The sequence below is a fragment of the Hathewaya proteolytica DSM 3090 genome (assembly GCF_900142225.1).
Classification (GTDB): domain Bacteria; phylum Bacillota; class Clostridia; order Clostridiales; family Clostridiaceae; genus Hathewaya; species Hathewaya proteolytica.
The window spans coordinates 104,819-123,254 of record NZ_FRAD01000005.1 but is presented as its reverse complement, the minus strand read 5'-3'; the positions used below and the strand labels follow the sequence as shown (position 1 = coordinate 123,254).

Here is an 18,436-nt window from a genome sequence, read left to right as displayed (position 1 = left end):
ATTTTGGAGATTAATTTTCATAAGTTAAATAAAAAAATATTAAATACAACTACCACTTATTACGAAGGAGTCGTAAAGAATATAATTGGGCTAACCATTGAGGTCAGCGGTATAAAAGCCTTTGTTGGGGAGGTTTGTATTATATATAATAACCTGAATGAAGAGATTAAGTGTGAAGTAGTAGGCTTTAAGGATGAATCGCTACTTCTAATGCCTCTAGGAGAGCTTATGGGAATATCACCAGGTTGCAAGGTAATACCTACTGGGGAAGCTCTTAATGTAGTTTGCTCTGAGGAATTGCTTGGACACGTTCTTGATGGTATAGGAAATCCTTTAAAAAGTTTTGAGAGAACTATGTTAGGAGAGAGCTATAACATGGATGCTTCACCGCCAGACCCTCTTAATAGAAGAAGAATTAAGGACATAATTCCAACTGGTGTTAGAGCTATAGATGCTTTTCTAACTTGTGGGGAAGGACAGAGAATAGGAATTTTTGCAGGCAGTGGTGTGGGAAAAAGTACAACCCTCGGAATGATTGCCCGTGAAGCAAAGGCAGATGTAAATGTCATTGCGTTGATTGGTGAAAGAGGTAGGGAAGTTAAGGACTTCCTTGAGAAGGACCTTGGAGACCAGGGTATGAAAAAATCCGTAATTGTGTGTGCAACGTCAGACAATCCAGCCTTAGTAAGATTAAAAGGTGCGTTTACTGCTACTGCCATAGCTGAATATTTTAGAGATTGTGGTAAAAAAGTGATTTTAATGATGGATTCCGTTACTAGATTTGCCATGGCACAGAGGGAAATTGGACTAGCTATTGGTGAACCACCGGCTACAAAGGGATACACTCCATCTGTTTTTGCAAAGTTGCCTAGGCTTATGGAAAGAGCTGGTACCTCAGATAAAGGCTCCATAACAGCATTTTACACTGTTCTTGTAGATGGAGATGATTTTAATGAACCCATAGCTGATGCTGTGAGAGGTATTTTAGATGGTCACATTGTATTATCGAGAAAACTGGCATCCCAAAACCATTATCCGGCCATTGATATTTTATCATCTGTAAGCAGGCTTATGTCAGAGATTACTTCTAAGGAACACCAAAGAGCAGCTTCACTGGGAAGGGACCTCCTAGCCACATATAAGGAGGCTGAGGACCTAATAAATATTGGTGCATACTCCAAGGGTAGCAATAGAAAAATTGATTTATCCATTGAGTACCATGAATACCTTACAAACTTTTTAAAACAGGGTGTACATGAAAAAGATAGTATGGATCATTGTGTTAACAATCTTATTGAAACACTTAAGGAAGTTAAAATTTAAATTATATTAAAGGAGTGATCTTTATGGAGAACAAATTTGAATTCAGGCTCCAGAAGGTGTTGGACATGAGAGTTAAGGAAGAGGATTTGTGTAAAATGAAGCTAAAAAAATCCATTGAACATAAAAAAGAAATGGATATGAAACTTAAAAGTCTTGAAAAAAATTATCAGCAGCATAATGATTTTCATAAAGAGGAATCGGTGGTCGAGAAAAAATTAAGGCTTAACTATTTAAATTTAATCAGCAACAATATTAGCACTATGAAGTCTGAAATCACAGTGCAAAGTAAAAAAGTTGATGAAAACAGAAGTGAGCTTTTAGAAAAGCAGATTTCAAAAAAAACCGTAGAGGTTTTAAAGGAAAAAAAGTATCAGGACTTTTTAACTGAAGAAAAACTTGTAGAGCAGAGAAATAACGATGAACTTGCTTTATATGCTTTTATTAGAAATAGAAAATTGTAGAGAGGAGAGAAGCTATGATAAATATTTCCACTAGTCTATCTGGCCATATATTAAAAAACTCTAAGAGCAATTATTCCTCTGAAAGTAATACTGGAGAAGAGTTCGCTAAGGTGCTTTCTAAGGGTAATAAGGCAAAACAAAGTCGGATAGAAAAGAATGTGACTAAGGCTGATGATGATTGCAAAACTAGTGACAAATCAAAAGCCGGTGAAGAAGCGAACATTAGTAAGGGAATAAATGCTGATGAAGGAATCAATGTCAATGAAAATGAACCATCTAAGGATGTCTCTCCTCAGTGTAAAGATAAAAACAAATCCCAAGTTGAAGAAGAGTTTTCACCAGAGGATATCTCTATTATAAGTCATCTCCTTGGAGTGCCAGAGGTAAAGATAAGGACTTTACTAGAAGGAATTTTAAATGAATCAGATAACATGAAAGACATAGGTATGGACAGGTTTGATTTTCTTCAAATAGTAATGGAAAATATGAACTCTGCTGAAGAGGGGACTCTAATTAAATTAGGCGATGAGAACACTAAACATGATGGGATGCTATTTGAACTTTTTAGTAAGGGTACTAAAGGTGACATTGTAGATTATGTAAAGGGTATAGTTGATAAAACCACAGAAATTGTAGCAGCAAAAGATACACCTCATGTAGGCCCTTTAATTAATGATTTTAAAAGTCTGCATGGTGAGTTCATGGAGGAAATCAATAAAAAGCTAGAAGTAGTCGACAAAACTTCTTTGTTAGGTATTCAAGGAGATGACAAAAAGTTCTCAAATGGATATTTTAGTGCTGAACAGTTCGCAAATAAAGGAGATAAAACAACTAGAAGTGTTGATTCACATGAAGTTTCCTTTTTAAAGTCAATTGTTTCAGAAAGTCCAAAGAAGAGTTCAACTATAGACAATATAAAAATAAATCCACTGGTGGAATTTAAAAGTTATGCTTCTTTTGATGCCAATGTAGGTGAAAAGATGCAAGGCGAGAATTTGACAATTAGAAAAGAGAATATTCAAGTAGATATAATAAAATCTGTACGATTAATGAATCTTTCAAACATGAAGGAATTGACCTTAAAGGTAATACCAAAGGAATTAGGTGAACTAGTAATAACTGTGTCCTCGGAGAATGGCATTTTGAAAGCCAACATCAAGGCATCCACAAAGGAAGGCTATGAATTAATGCAAAATAATGCAGAGTTCATTAAAGAGAAATTAGGCAATGAAAATATGAAAATCCAAGAATTCTCAGTGGACATATATGATCAGAATTCAACTACTGGAAACAAAGAAAATTTTAGACATAATGAAAATATGAATTATATTATAACTAGAAAAAATGGATCCCGTGAAAGTCTCATTGAGGATATGGACATAAGTGAGGAGCTTCAGGAAGATGATTATGGTGTTTTAAATATGTTAGCTTAGGAGGTGAAGAGTTGGAGACCAATAATAGTTTAAAAAATAGTATTTCTTCAAAGGCGGCGGAGGGATATGCTACAGCTACTAATCGAGGAACTAAAATCGTAAAGAATAATGCATTGGATAAAAATGCATTCCTAAAAATATTGACAGCACAGCTTACAAATCAAGATCCATTTAACACGCAAGATAGTTCAGCTTTTGTAGCCCAGCTAGCGCAATTTTCACAAATCGAACAAATGACCAATCTAACAACATCTATGACTGAGTACAATGCATATTCCTTAGTAGGTAAGACTGTGGCATTTAATCAACAGGATATCCATGGAAATCAATACGGTGGTGTGGTGCAGAGTGTCTATAAGGATAAGGGAGAATTGATAGCGGAGGTTGACGTATACGAGAATGGCAAATATGAAAGAAAAAAATTTAGTGTTTCTGATATTACAGACGTGATGAACACCATTAGCCCAGAATATGCTGTTAACAGTAATATGAATTTTCTCATGTCCTCGTCTCTCATTGGAAAAACGGTGGAAGTATCTGATGGCGGTAAATTATATTCTGCTAAGGTAAACTCTGTATATAAAGATGGAATGCTAATAAACTTAAACATCAATGTAGAAGGTGAGTATGTATCCTCTGATATGAGCTTGGAATCAGGATATAGTGTGGAAAAACCAACTTTTAAGGGAATATACAAAGGGCCTGAAGCTGGCGAAGTTTTATTAAGATATGATAGTGAAATGGATGTATACCAATATAAATTTGTGAAGGGTAGCGAAAAAACGGAAGAGGTACAGTGGACAACATATGATGAGAAAAAACCTCCAGAGGGTGTAAGTTTTGTTCTTCCGGAAAGCAAGCCAAACAATACGGTGGTTTGGAGTGTAGATTGTAATGCAGTAAATGGTGGCGATAGAAACGTTGCCAGCGAAAATGTAATTTTAATTAAAAAATAGTCGGTGATTATAAATCTGTAGGAGGAAATTGAAATGTTAAGATCTATGTATTCTGGTATTTCGGGAATGAAGGTAAATCAGACAAAATTGGACGTGGTTGGTAATAATGTATCCAATTCTGGAACCACAGCTTTTAAATCTTCTAGGGTTAGATTTCAGGACATGCTCAGCCAAACACAATCCACTGCTTCTGCGCCAGCTATGAATACTGGTGGTGTGAATCCAGGACAGGTTGGACTGGGTGTAAGAGTAGCAGGTATTGATAGAATAGTAACTCAAGGTATGATGCAGCCCACTGGGCGTAAACTAGATGTAGCTATGGACGGTGATAGCTATTTTGTGGTGGGAAGGGGGCCTATTCCCATAAACAATGCCAATGGAGTTCTTTTGGACACTACAGATGGTTCTATTGCCTCTGGTAACGGCATGGCAGTATCATACACGAGAGATGGTGCTTTAGCCTTGGACACTAGTGGAAATTTAGTCACTTCTGACGGATACAGAGTACTTGGATATGCTGTTAGGGAAAAGGAGGGAGACAACGCTGGAACTTCTAGTATAGATTACGAAAAGAACGGCGAATGTTCTTTTGTAAATGCTGACAGCAAGGGTGGTTTAAAGGCAGAAGAAACTCTTGTTCCTCTTAGAATACCAGACAAGGTATATGTAAAGGCTTCTGTAGTAAAAGACTTGGATATGGAATTTACAGGTACAGGTGATAAAACTAAGATTGAAAAGGATGGAATACCTAAAGTTACACTGGAATCAGGCGGCAACAATAAGTATTTGGGAAGCACAGACATGAAAATCGAAGTTAAAAAAGTAAAAGATGGCGATGAATATAAATCTAAAGTTTATATTAATGGTTTATTGGTGGGAACTCCGGGTTCAAGTATTATTTTGCAAAAAGCAGCTACACCACCATCAACAGATGAAATCGAAAAAAATAGGAATAAACTTTATGAACAATTAAATTTAAGTGACAGCATGACTGTAGAAGTAACGGATATGAATATTAATGGATTAGATTCTAAAGATAAGGATGCAGCTAAATATTCCTTTACATCTGTTATATCTGCAGAGGGAGATAGAAAAGTAAATACATTCGTTGTGGAAAAGGATGGCATGCTAAAGGCGGTGCTTGAAGATGGAAAGGTAAGTGTTTTAGGCCAGATTGCCATGGCTACATTTAACAACCCAGAAGGTCTAGAATCTCTAGGTAAGAACCTTTACCAAAATTCCTCTAACTCAGGTGTGGCCTTAATAAGAACTGGTATCGGTGCGGATTACGACAATGGAAAGGCTTTCGGAGATATGATTCAAGGTGTTTTGGAGATGTCAAACGTGGATATAGCAGAGCAGTTCACAGATATGATAGTAGCAAATAGAGCTTTCCAAGCAAGCACTAAGATGATATCTACAGGAGATGAAATATTACAAGATATAATTAATCTTAAGAGATAGTGATTCATCATAATTTCAGGTATGGGAAGCACTTCTCCATACCTGTTTCTAATGGGAGAAGGCCATGATAAAAGTTACTGCAATTAACAACAATGTATTTTATTTAAATGAAGATAATATTGAAAAAATGGAAAATGTTCCAGAAACCATCATTACAATGAGCAATGATAGAAAGTATATGGTGGTGGAAAGTATAGATGAAATTATGGATGAAATAGTCTTATTTAAAAGACGCTTTATGAAGAACTTATAGTAATGAATCAATCAGGGGGATAATTGGATGAAGAAATCAGATATTACGACAGGTATAGGTTTATTACTAGGTATTGTATTACTTTTATGGGGTATGACCAGTGAATTAGGATTAAAGATATTCTGGGATCTTCAGAGTCTGGCCATAACTGTGGGAGGATCATTTGCCGCAGTACTTATAACATATTCCTTAAATGATGTAAAGCTTTTATTTAAAGTATTGCCACAGAGTTTTAAAAGTCCAGCTATGAACTCGGGGCAGATTATAAAAAGATTTGGAGATTTATCTCAAAAGGCGAGAAGAGAAGGTCTTCTTTCCCTAGAAGATGAAATAACAAATGTAGACAATGAATTTATGAAAAAAGGTCTTCAAATGGTGGTGGATGGAATTGAGCCAGAAGTAATAAGAGATATTCTTGAATTAGAAATTGATGAGCTAGAATCAAGGCATAACTTTAATTCAAAAATACTTATGGCTTGGGCAACGTTTGCACCTGCCTTCGGAATGGTTGGTACATTAATAGGACTTATTCAAATGCTTGCCAATATGCAGGACCAAGCCGGACTAGCTTCTGGTATGGCAAAAGCACTTATTACAACTTTTTATGGTTCTTTAATCGCAAATTTAATTCTTATACCCATGGGAAACAATTTAGATATTAAAACAGAGCAAGAAACAGCAAATATGTCTATGATGCTTGAAGGAATATTGGCTATCCAGTCTGGAGTAAATCCAAGAATTGTGGAGGAAAAACTTATGGGCTACTTATCGCCAAAAGAGAGACTAGAATTCAGAAAGTCATCGGAGGCAGAGGTGACGGAAAATGTCTAGAAAAAAGAAACCTAAAAAGGCTATGGATACAAACTCCTGGCTTGGAACATATGCAGATACCATAACTCTTTTACTTACATTCTTTGTACTACTGTATGCTTTTTCCAATGTGGATGCTACAAAATTTAAATCTGTAGCTGTGGCATTGCAAAATGTACTTATGGGCACTTCTTCAAATCAGCTTTTAGATTTAAATGTGTCTGGTGGAGAAGTCCCCGTAGTAGGAAATACAGAAAAATTTGATGATGTGGGAGAAAATTCTGGTGAAAATGTGGAGGCCACTGTTGAAGGTTTAAAAAACTATATTCAAGAACATGATATGCAGGATTATATTGATATTAAAACCGATGCAAGAGGTTATTTGTTCGAGATAAAGGACAAAATATTATTTGAAACGGGAAAGGCTGATTTGAGAAAAGAAAGTTTTCCTATATTAGAGTTTATAGTTAAATATGTTAAAACCATTGACAATGAAATTATTGTAGAAGGCCATACAGACAATGTACCTATAAGCAATGACAGATATGAAGACAATTACGCATTGTCCGCAGATAGAGCCAATAATGTGACCAGATATTTTATAAATAAGGGCAAAGTATCTCCCCGAAGGCTTAAACCAACTGGCCTTGGAGAATTTTTTCCACTGGTAAAAAACGATACAGAGAAGAATAGAGCCAAAAATAGACGTGTAAACATATTAATAGTCACCAAGTCAACTAATAGCAAGGAGTGATGGTAATGGCAAAAAAAGATAATAATGCTGTTGCAAAACCGCAAGATAAGAAGGACAATCTTCTAAAGATAATTATAATTGTAATTTTGTCTATGATCCTTATTGTAGGTGGTGTTTTGACCGGCTTTATAATAGGAAATAAGAGTGAAAAAGCTGATAACAGCACGGTAAAAAAGGAAGCAAGGAAGGTATTGAAGGTGTATCCTTTAGACACTGTAACAGTAAACCTTGCAGATACCACGGGAAAAAGGTATATAAAAATAAAAGTATCTTTAGGGTATGAAGAAAACTCTAAATTAGATGAAGAACTTAAATTCAATAAAGATATGGTTATGGATGGTGTAATTTCAATAATAAGATCTAAAAAGAGCGATGAAATGGAAGCTGCAAATGAAAAAATCGTAAAGGATAATATAAAATCAAAAATTAATTCTCTACTAATCAATGGACAAATTGAAGAAGTATATTTCGCTGATATACTTGTACAATAGGTAATTGCTATGGATAATGACATTTTAATCATGGTAATTAAGCTTGTTATAATTATGCCAGCAATGATAGCAATTTTGTATTTCCTTTTGAAATACAGTAACACCAAACTCCAAGCTGTAAATAAAAATAAAATAATAAGTGTTATTGAAAAAACTGCTATAACAAAGAATTCATATATGATGGTGGTAAAAATCGCCGATGAATACTATGTTATGCATGTGAATTCAGACAAAAGCAGAATAATAAAGAAAATAGATAAAGAAAAGGTAGAAGAAATAAGGAAAAATGCCATGAAGCCTGAAGATGCGTTAAGCCCAGATATTAGTACAAGGGTGGAAGGCATTATTAAGAGTTTTGTGAAGAAAAGGGAAAAGAAAAATGAGGATAAATAAAAAGGCAATGACCATAGGAATAACGGTGTTGTTCATCGCTATAGTGTACTTTGGCAGTATATATGCTTTAGCTCAACCTACGGCTCCAACTGTACCAAAGGTAGATTTAACTATTACCAAGCCTAGCACACCACAGGATTATGTGGATAACATTAAAATCTTAATACTTATGACTGTCCTCACGTTGTTACCTTCTATTATAATAATGACAACGTCATTCATTAGGACAATAGTAGTTTTTTCTTTATTCAAAAATGCTATAGGAGCTCAGCAAGCATTGCCACGAGAAGTGCTTATGGGACTTGCATTGTTTTTAACTTTATTTATAATGTACCCCACATTTCAGACCATTAAATCTGATGCTATTGATCCATATATAAAGGGTAGCATAACTCAACAGCAAGCCTATGATAAGGGCAAAGCTCCACTGAAGAAATTTATGCTTAAGCAGACAAAAGAAAAGGATATCAAGCTTTTTCTTGAAGTAGGAAATTTGGAGCACACAGTGAAAGTCACAAAGGATGAAAACAACAAAGATAAAGTTAATTACGATTACTCATCGGTTCCTATGAGAGTTATAATACCGGCATTTATGATAAGTGAACTTAAAACAGCTTTTGAAATAGGATTTTTACTATATATACCGTTTTTAATCATTGACATTGTCACAGGAAGTATATTGATGTCCATGGGTATGATGATGGTGCCACCAGTTATGATCTCTCTTCCATTTAAATTGCTGATATTTGTTATGGTTGATGGGTGGAATTTATTAATTAGGGCATTAATTTTAAGTTTTAGGTGAGGTGATATAAATGTCAGAAGCGCTAGTTTTATCGGTTTTAAAAGATGCACTGATAACGTCTATTATGATATCAGCTCCAATAATTTTGACGGCTGTGTTAGTAGGTCTTATAATATCAATTTTTCAAGCTACAACTCAGATACAAGAGCAGACATTGACCTTTGTTCCTAAAATTGTTATAGCAGGCATTGTTGGAATAATATTTGGTGGCTGGATGATGAATAAAGGTATTCAATTTACCACAAGGATTTTTGAATTAATATCCAATATAACAAAGTAAACTATAATTGCAAATTCAAGGAGGAAAAACATTGATAAACGAAGCTGACATATTGCTATTTTTAATGGTACTTTTTAGGATGACGGCTTTCTTTTCAATAGCAAAGGTGTTTTTCCCAGCTGGTACACCAAAACTAACAAAACTACTGTTTTCTCTTATATGTACATTCGTGTTGTTTCCAGTTATAGGCAAAGAAAATGCCCTTGTAATAAACAATATGTTTAGTATGACCTTTGCCATTGCAAGTGAAGTTTTAACAGGCATACTAATGGGATATGTTACAAATCTTTGTTTTAATTTTATAAAAATGGCTGGACAGTTTTTAGACATACACGTAGGTTTTTCTATGAGCACCTTAATAGATCCCATGGAAAGCGAGAGCGTAACTTTAATTGAAAATTTTTTGTACATGACTGCTATTGTTATTTTTTTGATTATAGATGGTCATCATATTCTTATAAAGGCTTTCATAGGTAGTTTTAGAGCAGTACCTATAGGCAATGGCATAATAATCGGTGAAAGCTTCAGCATGATTTTAAAGGCTTTCATATACTTTTTTACCATGGGAGTTAGAATCTCTCTTCCAGTTACCTTAGTATTGCTACTTGTGAATTTTGTCATGGGAATAGCATCTAGGACTGTACCGCAGCTAAATATAATGATACTGGGATTGCCAATAAAAATCGTCATAGGTTTAGCGGTTCTTATATTGTCTTTGCCTTTGATAATGAAGCTTTATAGAGTAGCTTTTGAGCAAATACCAAAGCATATCATAAATGTTTTAACCGCCATGGGTCCTGTGATGTTCGTCTTTGCTGACAATGGAGATAAAACAGAGGATGCCACACCGAAAAAGAAAAGTGATGCTAGGAAAAAAGGACAAGTTGCGAGAAGTAAAGAGCTGTCAATGACAGCTACACTGATTGCCATAACTTTTGTAATGATGTCGTTGGGAGAGTTTTGTTTTAACAATATGACAAAAGACTTTTATGGATTCTTCTACAATTATTTAAATGTGGGTATAGATAAAAGAACATTAAATAAGATTTTATTTAATTCGGCTTGGTCTATAATCAAGGTCACTTTGCCTGTAGCATTGTCAATTATGGTGGTAGGAATTGTATCAAATATTGCTCAAACTGGTTTTTTATACACTACTGAACCGCTAAAACCTAATCTATCCAAGCTTAATCCCTTAAAAGGTTTTAAAAACTTTTTTTCCGTAAGGGCCATGGCGGATTTGGTAAAAAATATAGCTGTTATATCCTTGCTGATATATGTTTCTTACAGATATTGCATTAAAAATTTTTCACAGATCTTGAATATAAGTCATTTAAGATTAGGTGAAGTCATGAAAGAATTTAATAGGATAATAGTTCAACTTCTTTTTCAAGTGAGCATGATAATGACTATTATTTCTGTGGCAGATTATTTTTTCCAAAGGTTTCAACATAAGAAGGATTTGAAGATGTCAAAGCAAGAGATAAAGGAAGAATTTAAGCAGATGGAGGGGGACCCTCAAATAAAAGGAAAGATAAGACAGAAACAAAGAGAGATGGCTACTCAGCGAATGATGCAGAGTGTACCTGATGCCACAGTTGTAATAACAAATCCCACTCACTTTGCTGTGGCTATAAAATACAATGATGAGGATAACAGAGCTCCGGTGGTGGTAGCTAAGGGAGCAGATTATGTTGCATTTAAGATTAAAGATATTGCATCAAAAAATAATGTGCCTGTATATGAAAACAAACCATTGGCAAGAACTATATACGATACAGTTGAAATAGATAGTGAAATTCCAGAGGAATTGTACCAAGCTGTTGCGGAAATACTTGCATTTATATATTCAGAATCGGGACGCAAGCCGGTGAAAAATTAAAGTACAAAGGGTGAATTTTTGAAATGGAAAACAAAAAAAAATTTAGCATAAAAGACAATCTGGATATAATTGTAGGTTTCGGTGTTGTAGGCATAGTCCTTATGATGATTATTCCTCTTAATACAAAATTAATGGATTTTTTTGTGGCCGTAAATATAGCAGTATCCGTTATTATACTTCTTACAACTCTTTTTACTACTAGTGTACTGGAATTTTCTATATTTCCATCTATGCTTCTTATAACAACCTTATTTAGATTGGCATTAAATCTTTCCTCTACAAGGCTTATCTTGGCAGAGGGGAAGGCTGGAGATATAATTAACACCTTCGGAAATTTCGTTGTAAGTGGAAATTTCGTTGTGGGTGTCATAATATTTCTTATCATCGTTATAGTGCAATTTGTTGTAATAACAAGTGGTGCAGGAAGGGTATCAGAGGTAGCTGCAAGATTTACTCTTGACGCTATGCCTGGTAAGCAGATGAGCATCGATGCTGATTTGAATTCAGGTTTAATTGATGAAAACACTGCCAAAAAGAGAAGATCCGACCTTCAAAGAGAAGCAGACTTCTTTGGGGCTATGGATGGTGCTTCTAAGTTCGTAAAGGGTGATGCCATTGTAGGTATAATTATAACTATAGTTAACATTCTTGGTGGTATCATTATAGGAACTTTGATGAAGGATCAGCCAATTATGGATTCTGTAAATCAATATGTGAAACTAACAATTGGCGATGGACTTGTAAGCCAGATCCCAGCCCTTCTTATTTCTACAGCTTCTGGTATAATAACCACAAGATCTGGGAATGGAGAAAATTTCGGTAAAACCTTTGGAAAGCAGATGACAAGCTTCCCTAAAGTAATTGGATTATTGTCTCCAATCATGCTTTTGCTTGCCATAATTCCAGGTATGCCTTCCTTTATATTTATAGTCATTGCTACAGTGGCTGGAGTAAGTTCATACTTTCTTATAAAAGATGAAAAGAATCAAAAACTTGAAGAAATGCATGTGCAGGAGCAAGAGAGCTTGGAGATAGAAAAGAAGGAACCTGAAAACGTGATGAATCTTATTCAAGTTGAGCCCATGGAAATTGAAATCGGTTATGCTTTGATTCCTTTGGCAGATGAAGTGGCTGGGGGAGATTTACTTCAGAGAATAGCATCCGTTAGACGACAGTGTGCTATAGAGATGGGTATTATCGTTCAGCCCATAAGAATAAGGGATAATTTGCAACTTACCAACAATGAGTACGATATAAAAATAAGGGGTACTGTGGTGGTAAAGGGAGAATTAATGCCCAACATGCTTTTATGCATGAACCCTAGCAATGAAGATGTGAATATCCCAGGGATAAACACAGTGGAACCTACCTTTGGTCTACCAGCATTGTGGATTAATAAAGACAAGAGAGAGGAAGCTGAAATAAAAGGCCTTACGGTGGTAGACCCAACTACTGTTCTTGTAACTCACTTGTCAGAGGTGATTAAGTCCCATGCTTACGAATTGCTAGGACGTCAAGAGACAAAGATGATTTTAGACAATGTAAAAGAAAAGTACAGTGCTGTAGTAGAAGAATTAGTTCCGGATTTAATGACTATTGGAGAGATACAAAAAGTAATGCAGAATTTGCTTAAGGAAAGAGTATCTATAAAGGATACTGTTACTATATTTGAAGCTTTAGCTGATACTTCAAGAAATACAAAGGACATTGAAATTCTTACGGAATACGTTCGAAGTGCATTGTCAAGGAGCATTTGCAATCCTTTAATTTCACAGGATAGAACAATAACAGTTATAAGCCTTAGTCCAGAGTTAGAAAACATGATCCAAAAAAATCTTCAAAAATCTATGCACGGATCATTTCCAGCAATTGACCCTGACACTACAAGGAGTATATTTCAAAGCATAAATAGTACGGTGGAAAAGGTCTACTTTAATGACAATCAACCTATTATTCTTGTTTCACCTTCTATAAGACCTGCCTTTAGAAGATTTATTGAAATGGTATTTCCGCAGATAATTGTTCTTTCTCTAAATGAAATACCAAATGATGTGCAGATAAGAACCGAAGGGGTGGTGGAATTATAATGTTAATAAAAAAATACATTGTGAATAGTATTCCTGAGGGTATGAATAGAATCAAGGGTGAACTAGGAAACGATGTCATCATCGTATCCCAGAGAAAGGTTAGAAGAAGTGGTCTAATAGGATATTTTTCTTCAAAACAAATAGAAATTACCGTGGCCTATGAAAAAGATTTATCTTCGGTTAACAATGCTTATGACAAGTACAACAATTATGACAAACATGACAACCGCGACAAAGTGGAGCTTCATTCAAATCATGAGCCAGTTTTAAATAATCAGATAATGAAAGATGTAAATGAAATGAAGGCTATGATTAGCAGTTTTGTAAGCAACAATAAAACTGCCAGTAAAGAAGAGGAAGATTTAAGTAACTATAGAGATTTCTTAAGCCAAAGGGACATCCCAGAAGACATTATAGATGTCATTGTGGAAAAGTTGAATGGTAAAGTAAACAATGAAGAGGAAGTAAATGTGTCATTGCTCAAGGACATAATAATGGACACTTTTGATGTTAAAATTTGCGATGAAAAAGATATAAAAGATGGTGTAACAGCTTTTGTTGGACCTACTGGTGTTGGTAAAACTACCACAATCGCAAAGTTAGCAGGGAAGTATTCTTTAGAGTACAAAAAGAAGGTAGGACTTATAACTGTGGACACTTACAGGATAGGTGCAGTTGAACAACTGAAAACTTATGCTGAGATTATGGGAATCCCCTTTGAGGTAGTTTTTGATATTAAAGAGATGGAAAGAGCCATAGAAAAGATGAAGGATTGCCATATGATTTTCTTAGACACTACGGGAAGAAGCAGCAAAAATCTTATGCAACTTCAGGAATTGAAGGCTTTTGTAAAAAAGGCAGAACCCAATAAGGTATTTTTGGTTTTAAGTGCCACAACGAAAAATAAGGATATTAACTCCATTATTGAGGGATATAAAATAATGGATTATGAAAGCCTCATTATAACTAAATTAGATGAAACTACCACATATGGTTCTATACTTACCATGGTTAAAAAAAGTAAGGTACCTGTAAGTTATGTGACAGTTGGACAAGGGGTACCACAAGATATAAAGAAAATTGGTGAAAAAGAGTTAGCTGAAATTGTATTAGGAGAAACTTCAATATGTTAGATCAGGCGGAAAAACTAAGAGATTTAATGAAACAAAACAAAGAGCCAAAAGAAGAAGTAAATGTAAATAATAAAATAAAGCTTAACCTGAAGCAAGAAGGTACAAAGGTATATACTATTGCTTCAGGTAAAGGTGGAGTTGGAAAGAGCAACCTTGTTGTAAATCTGGCCATATGCCTTAGCAAAAGAGGTCTTAAAGTTCTTGTTTTTGACGCTGATATTGGCATGAGCAATGACCATGTTCTTATGAATATGAGGGTTAATAATAATATATTCGACTTAATTAATGAAAACCTTGAGCTTGAAGATATTATTGTGAAAAGCCCTTATGGAGTGGATCTTATATCAAGTGGTTCGGCACTGAATAAAATATTCTCCATGGCAGACGGGGAAAGAGAAGTTTTTTTAAGTAAGTTGTCCTCATTAAACGGATACGATTATGTTCTAATTGATACCGGTGCAGGTATAAATAGAGATATTCTAAGCTTTATAGCTGCCTGTGATGAGTTTATAGTGGTTACTACGCCAGAGCCTACATCTATAACTGATGCCTACAGTCTTATAAAGACGGTAAATTACTTTAAAATAAAGGAATCAGCCAACATAATTATTAATAAAGCATTGTATAGCGAAGAAGCAGAGAAAACTTTTAGTAGAATAAAAAATGTTACTAAAAAATTTCTCCAAATAGACTTAAATTATTATGGTTGTATTTTGGAGGACAGAAGGCTGGTGGAATGTGTAAGACAGCAGGTTCCAGTGTACATAGCCCATAGCAATTGTCCTAGTAGCAAGTGTTTTGATAATATTGCAGATTTAGTGTGTAATAGAAAAAAGGCTACTTCAAAACAAGGTTTGCATGGATTTTTTAAAAATATTTTCAAGCTACTATCTTAAATTTAGTAAATTGGAGGAATGAATTATGGCAGCTACAGTTAAAAATATGGAAGAGAAAGAACAAATAATAAGGGAATTTATACCGCTAGTTAAATACATTGCTTCGAGAGTATTTCTTGGCAAAAGTAAGTATGTGGAATACGATGACTTGGTGGGTTATGGAATGATAGGGCTTATAGACGCCATTAATAAGTTCGACGACAGCAAGGGAATGAAATTTTCTACCTATGCCTCCATTCGAATAAAGGGTTCCATTATTGACGAGATAAGAAGAATTAGTCCTATATCTAAAACTGCCATGGATAAGCTAAATTTATACAATGACACCATAGAAAATTTGCAAAAAACCAATTTAAGAGAGCCCACCGTTGATGAAATTGCCGAAGCTATGGACATTGATGTATCAGAAATAGTAAAAATTGAAGGGTATATAAATTATATTTCTACAGTTTCCCTAGAGGATATGATTTTTGCCGGGGAGGATGACGTACCATTAAAGGGAATTATCGAGGATAAAAATAGTTTAAGGCCTGAAGAAATACTTGAAGAAAAAGAAAAAATCAGCATGCTTGCTGCTGCCATTGAAGAGTTAAATGAAAAGGATAAGAGGGTACTTACCTTATATTATTATGAGAGTTTAACTTTAAAACAGATTGGCAAAATATTTAATGTATCGGAATCAAGGGTATGTCAGCTTCACAGTAGAGCCATCATACATTTAAGAAAAATAATGAGTAAACTGAAATATAAATAAATGGATAAATAAAATGAATAAATAAAATGGGTAAATAAAGGAGCCGAAAATGACCGCTGTTATTTTAATAGCTGTAGGTTTATGCCTTATAATATACAGTTTAATGGGAATGAAAAAGGAAAAGGGTACATTTAGTAGCATAATCCAGGATGAGATGACTAATCAAAATAAGGACAATCGACAGATAAATATTTTGAGAAAAGAAGTGGCGGAGAGTATCTTAGATCTACAAAAGGACATTTTTCAACTGCAAGAGGAGATAAATTCTATAAAAAAAGAAGGGAAAGTCTCCTTGCCTGAAGAAGATAATAAAGAACATCAGTATAAAAAACATGAGCATAAAGAACATGAAGAGAAGGAAGAGAACAACAGGAGAAGTATCATAATAAATATGCTAGAAAGCGGTAAAACTGTGGATGAAATCAGTTCTTCACTGGGCATAGGGAGAGGTGAAATATTATTAATACAAGATTTAAATTCAAAATAAAAGAATTGATGAATATTGTGAGAGATAAAAAATTCCTTTTAGGACTGGGCTTGGGCATAGTTCTTACTACTATTATAATGTTTACTAGCAAATATCAAATTAAAATAAGCGATGCTGAAGTAGAAAAAAGAGCTTTAAAGCTTGGCATGACCTATGAAAATAATAAAAGAGTTAATGTGGGAGATGAGAAATAAAATGATAAGAGGCTTGTATATTGCAGTATCGGGCATGGTGGTTGGTGAAGCAAAACAAGGCGTAATAACAAACAACATCGCCAATGCAAACACCGTGGGGTATAAACAGGATAGTTTGAATGTTAAGAATTTTGGGGATGTGCTAATATCCAATTATGATAAGGTTAAAAACGGACAAAATGTTCGACAGGATTTGGGTATGCTCAGCAAAGGCAGTGCTATAAACAATGTAAGCACCTACTTTACACAAGGGGTACATCAGCTCACTGACAGAAACACTGATATGGCCATACAGGGAAGAGGTTTCTTTAATATAGAGAGAAATGGCAATACTTATTATTCAAGAGATGGGCATTTTAATATCAACCAAGACGGGTACCTTGTAAACGATATGGGTGATTTTGTAAAGGGGTACAATCTATATACGGGCAATTTAGAAAAAATTAATTTGGACAGTGGGGATATTCACCTATCTTCTGAAGGCAATATTTCTGTAAATGGAGTGGAAAGATATAGACTTGAAATATCTGATTTTCCAAATTATGAGTCGCTAAAAAAGGTTGGAGACAATTTATATGAAGGGGAAAATCCTTCTACTGTGACAAATGCTGTGGTGAAACAAAAATACATCGAAAAATCAAATGTTAATGTTGTAAAGGAAACAGTTGAAATGATGAATAATTCTAGATCCTTCGAAACTAATCAGAGACTTGTTCAGGTCATTGATGAAACCTTAGGTAAGGCAGTTAATGAAGTAGGTAGATTATAATTAGGAGGCTTTATAAATGCATCGATTAACATGGTTGAGTAAAAGTGGTCTTATAGCACAACAAAATAAAATGGACAGCATCTCAAATAACATGGCAAATGTAACTACTACGGGATACAAAAAAGTAGATGTGGGATTCTCAGATTTACTGCAGGAGTCACTGAATAGAAGAGGTTATCCCATAGTAGACAGGAACAACCCTGAACTAGAACACAGTTCTGGAGTTAAATCCAACGAGTGGGTAAGAAATGATAGACAGGGTGATCTAAAGGAGACAGGAAGACCTGTGGATTTGGCCATTGATGGAAGAGGATATTTTCAGGTCACCACATCAAACGGAGAAAAAGCTTATACTAGAGATGGTTCCTTTTTAGTGGATAAAAACGGGGATCTTGTAAATAGCAACGGATATAAAGTTACTATACTAAAGGATGGGCAAGAAGTATCTTTGAATTCTGCTGGTATAAAGGTTACTGGAGAAAACATTATCATTGATGATGATGGAAATATATTTTTGAAAGATGAAAACCGTGATATAAACGTAGGTCAAATTAAAGTTGTGGATTTTGTAGGGAATAAGTCTCTGCTTTCAGTGGGAGATAATCTCTTTAAGCCAAAAGAAAATGTAGATGTAATCAACAATCCCGATTACAATGTAAGATCAGGATTTTTAGAGATGTCTAATGTGGACTTAGGTGAAGAAATGACAGAATTGATTATAACGCAAAGAGCCTTTCAGATGAACACTCAAGCACTTAGAACAACAGATGAGATGTGGAGTATGGTAAATAATATGAGAGGTAAGTAGATA

General features: G+C 34.7%; 21 protein-coding genes. All 21 read left to right on the top strand.

Features of this window, described 5'->3' with window-relative positions; all coding sequences use genetic code 11:
* The 21 genes from fliI to flgF all read left to right on the top strand — a co-directional run bounded on the left by fliI (position 1) and on the right by flgF (position 18,433).
* The gene (fliI, locus tag BUA73_RS03360) at positions 1-1,323 is read left to right on the top strand and encodes a flagellar protein export ATPase FliI (RefSeq protein WP_072902360.1); all 1,323 of its coding nucleotides are present in this window, start codon (positions 1-3) and stop codon (positions 1,321-1,323) included.
* 23 nt (positions 1,324-1,346) lie between these two features.
* Positions 1,347-1,784, top strand: coding sequence for a flagellar export protein FliJ (fliJ, locus tag BUA73_RS03355; RefSeq protein ID WP_072902358.1), 438 nt, complete (start codon positions 1,347-1,349; stop codon positions 1,782-1,784).
* A gap of 14 nt (positions 1,785-1,798) precedes the next feature.
* A complete protein-coding gene (locus BUA73_RS03350) occupies positions 1,799-3,217 on the top strand; it encodes a flagellar hook-length control protein FliK (RefSeq protein ID WP_072902356.1) in 1,419 nt (472 codons plus the stop codon).
* Between the two features lie 11 nt (positions 3,218-3,228).
* Positions 3,229-4,173, top strand: coding sequence for a flagellar hook capping FlgD N-terminal domain-containing protein (locus BUA73_RS03345; RefSeq protein ID WP_072902354.1), 945 nt, complete (start codon positions 3,229-3,231; stop codon positions 4,171-4,173).
* Positions 4,174-4,206: 33 nt separating this feature from the next.
* Positions 4,207-5,637 (top strand): flagellar hook protein FlgE, encoded by a 1,431-nt coding sequence (locus BUA73_RS03340; RefSeq protein ID WP_072902352.1) that lies wholly within the window; start codon positions 4,207-4,209, stop codon positions 5,635-5,637.
* Between the two features lie 64 nt (positions 5,638-5,701).
* A complete protein-coding gene (locus tag BUA73_RS03335; RefSeq protein WP_072902351.1) occupies positions 5,702-5,890 on the top strand; it encodes a flagellar FlbD family protein in 189 nt (62 codons plus the stop codon).
* A 27-nt stretch (positions 5,891-5,917) separates the two neighbouring features.
* Positions 5,918-6,721 carry a motility protein A gene (locus tag BUA73_RS03330; RefSeq protein WP_072902349.1) on the top strand — a complete coding sequence of 268 codons (804 nt, stop codon included), beginning with the start codon at positions 5,918-5,920 and terminating at the stop codon, positions 6,719-6,721.
* On the top strand, positions 6,714-7,454 hold the full coding sequence (locus tag BUA73_RS03325) for a flagellar motor protein MotB (protein WP_072902347.1): 741 nt from the start codon (positions 6,714-6,716) through the stop codon (positions 7,452-7,454). Before BUA73_RS03330 ends, BUA73_RS03325 begins: the two co-directional genes overlap by 8 nt.
* A gap of 5 nt (positions 7,455-7,459) precedes the next feature.
* Positions 7,460-7,945: a flagellar basal body-associated FliL family protein gene (locus BUA73_RS03320; RefSeq protein ID WP_072902346.1), complete on the top strand. Its 486-nt coding sequence runs from the start codon at positions 7,460-7,462 to the stop codon at positions 7,943-7,945.
* Between the two features lie 9 nt (positions 7,946-7,954).
* Positions 7,955-8,338, top strand: a complete 384-nt coding sequence (locus BUA73_RS03315; protein ID WP_072902345.1) for a flagellar biosynthetic protein FliO — start codon at positions 7,955-7,957, stop codon at positions 8,336-8,338.
* Complete coding sequence (fliP, locus tag BUA73_RS03310; RefSeq protein ID WP_072902344.1) at positions 8,325-9,143, top strand: flagellar type III secretion system pore protein FliP; 819 nt, start codon at positions 8,325-8,327, stop codon at positions 9,141-9,143. The genes BUA73_RS03315 and fliP overlap by 14 nt, the downstream gene beginning before the upstream one ends.
* Before the next feature lie 10 nt (positions 9,144-9,153).
* Positions 9,154-9,423 carry a flagellar biosynthesis protein FliQ gene (gene fliQ / locus BUA73_RS03305; protein WP_072902343.1) on the top strand — a complete coding sequence of 90 codons (270 nt, stop codon included), beginning with the start codon at positions 9,154-9,156 and terminating at the stop codon, positions 9,421-9,423.
* Positions 9,424-9,454: 31 nt separating this feature from the next.
* The gene (locus tag BUA73_RS03300) at positions 9,455-11,305 is read left to right on the top strand and encodes a fused FliR family export protein/FlhB family type III secretion system protein (protein WP_072902340.1); all 1,851 of its coding nucleotides are present in this window, start codon (positions 9,455-9,457) and stop codon (positions 11,303-11,305) included.
* Positions 11,306-11,328: 23 nt separating this feature from the next.
* Positions 11,329-13,392 (top strand): flagellar biosynthesis protein FlhA, encoded by a 2,064-nt coding sequence (gene flhA / locus BUA73_RS03295; RefSeq protein WP_072902338.1) that lies wholly within the window; start codon positions 11,329-11,331, stop codon positions 13,390-13,392.
* Positions 13,392-14,525 (top strand): flagellar biosynthesis GTPase FlhF, encoded by a 1,134-nt coding sequence (gene flhF, locus BUA73_RS03290; RefSeq protein WP_072902336.1) that lies wholly within the window; start codon positions 13,392-13,394, stop codon positions 14,523-14,525. The genes flhA and flhF overlap by 1 nt, the downstream gene beginning before the upstream one ends.
* Positions 14,519-15,421, top strand: a complete 903-nt coding sequence (locus BUA73_RS03285; protein WP_072902333.1) for a MinD/ParA family protein — start codon at positions 14,519-14,521, stop codon at positions 15,419-15,421. Before flhF ends, BUA73_RS03285 begins: the two co-directional genes overlap by 7 nt.
* Before the next feature lie 25 nt (positions 15,422-15,446).
* A complete protein-coding gene (locus BUA73_RS03280; protein ID WP_072902330.1) occupies positions 15,447-16,175 on the top strand; it encodes a FliA/WhiG family RNA polymerase sigma factor in 729 nt (242 codons plus the stop codon).
* Positions 16,176-16,224: 49 nt separating this feature from the next.
* The gene (locus BUA73_RS03275; protein WP_072902327.1) at positions 16,225-16,662 is read left to right on the top strand and encodes a DUF6115 domain-containing protein; all 438 of its coding nucleotides are present in this window, start codon (positions 16,225-16,227) and stop codon (positions 16,660-16,662) included.
* Between the two features lie 17 nt (positions 16,663-16,679).
* Positions 16,680-16,856 carry a hypothetical protein gene (locus BUA73_RS14010; protein WP_178139214.1) on the top strand — a complete coding sequence of 59 codons (177 nt, stop codon included), beginning with the start codon at positions 16,680-16,682 and terminating at the stop codon, positions 16,854-16,856.
* A gap of 1 nt (position 16,857) precedes the next feature.
* Positions 16,858-17,625: a flagellar hook-basal body complex protein gene (locus BUA73_RS03265; RefSeq protein WP_072902322.1), complete on the top strand. Its 768-nt coding sequence runs from the start codon at positions 16,858-16,860 to the stop codon at positions 17,623-17,625.
* Positions 17,626-17,641: 16 nt separating this feature from the next.
* The gene (flgF, locus tag BUA73_RS03260; RefSeq protein WP_072902320.1) at positions 17,642-18,433 is read left to right on the top strand and encodes a flagellar basal-body rod protein FlgF; all 792 of its coding nucleotides are present in this window, start codon (positions 17,642-17,644) and stop codon (positions 18,431-18,433) included.
* Positions 18,434-18,436 lie beyond the last annotated feature (3 nt).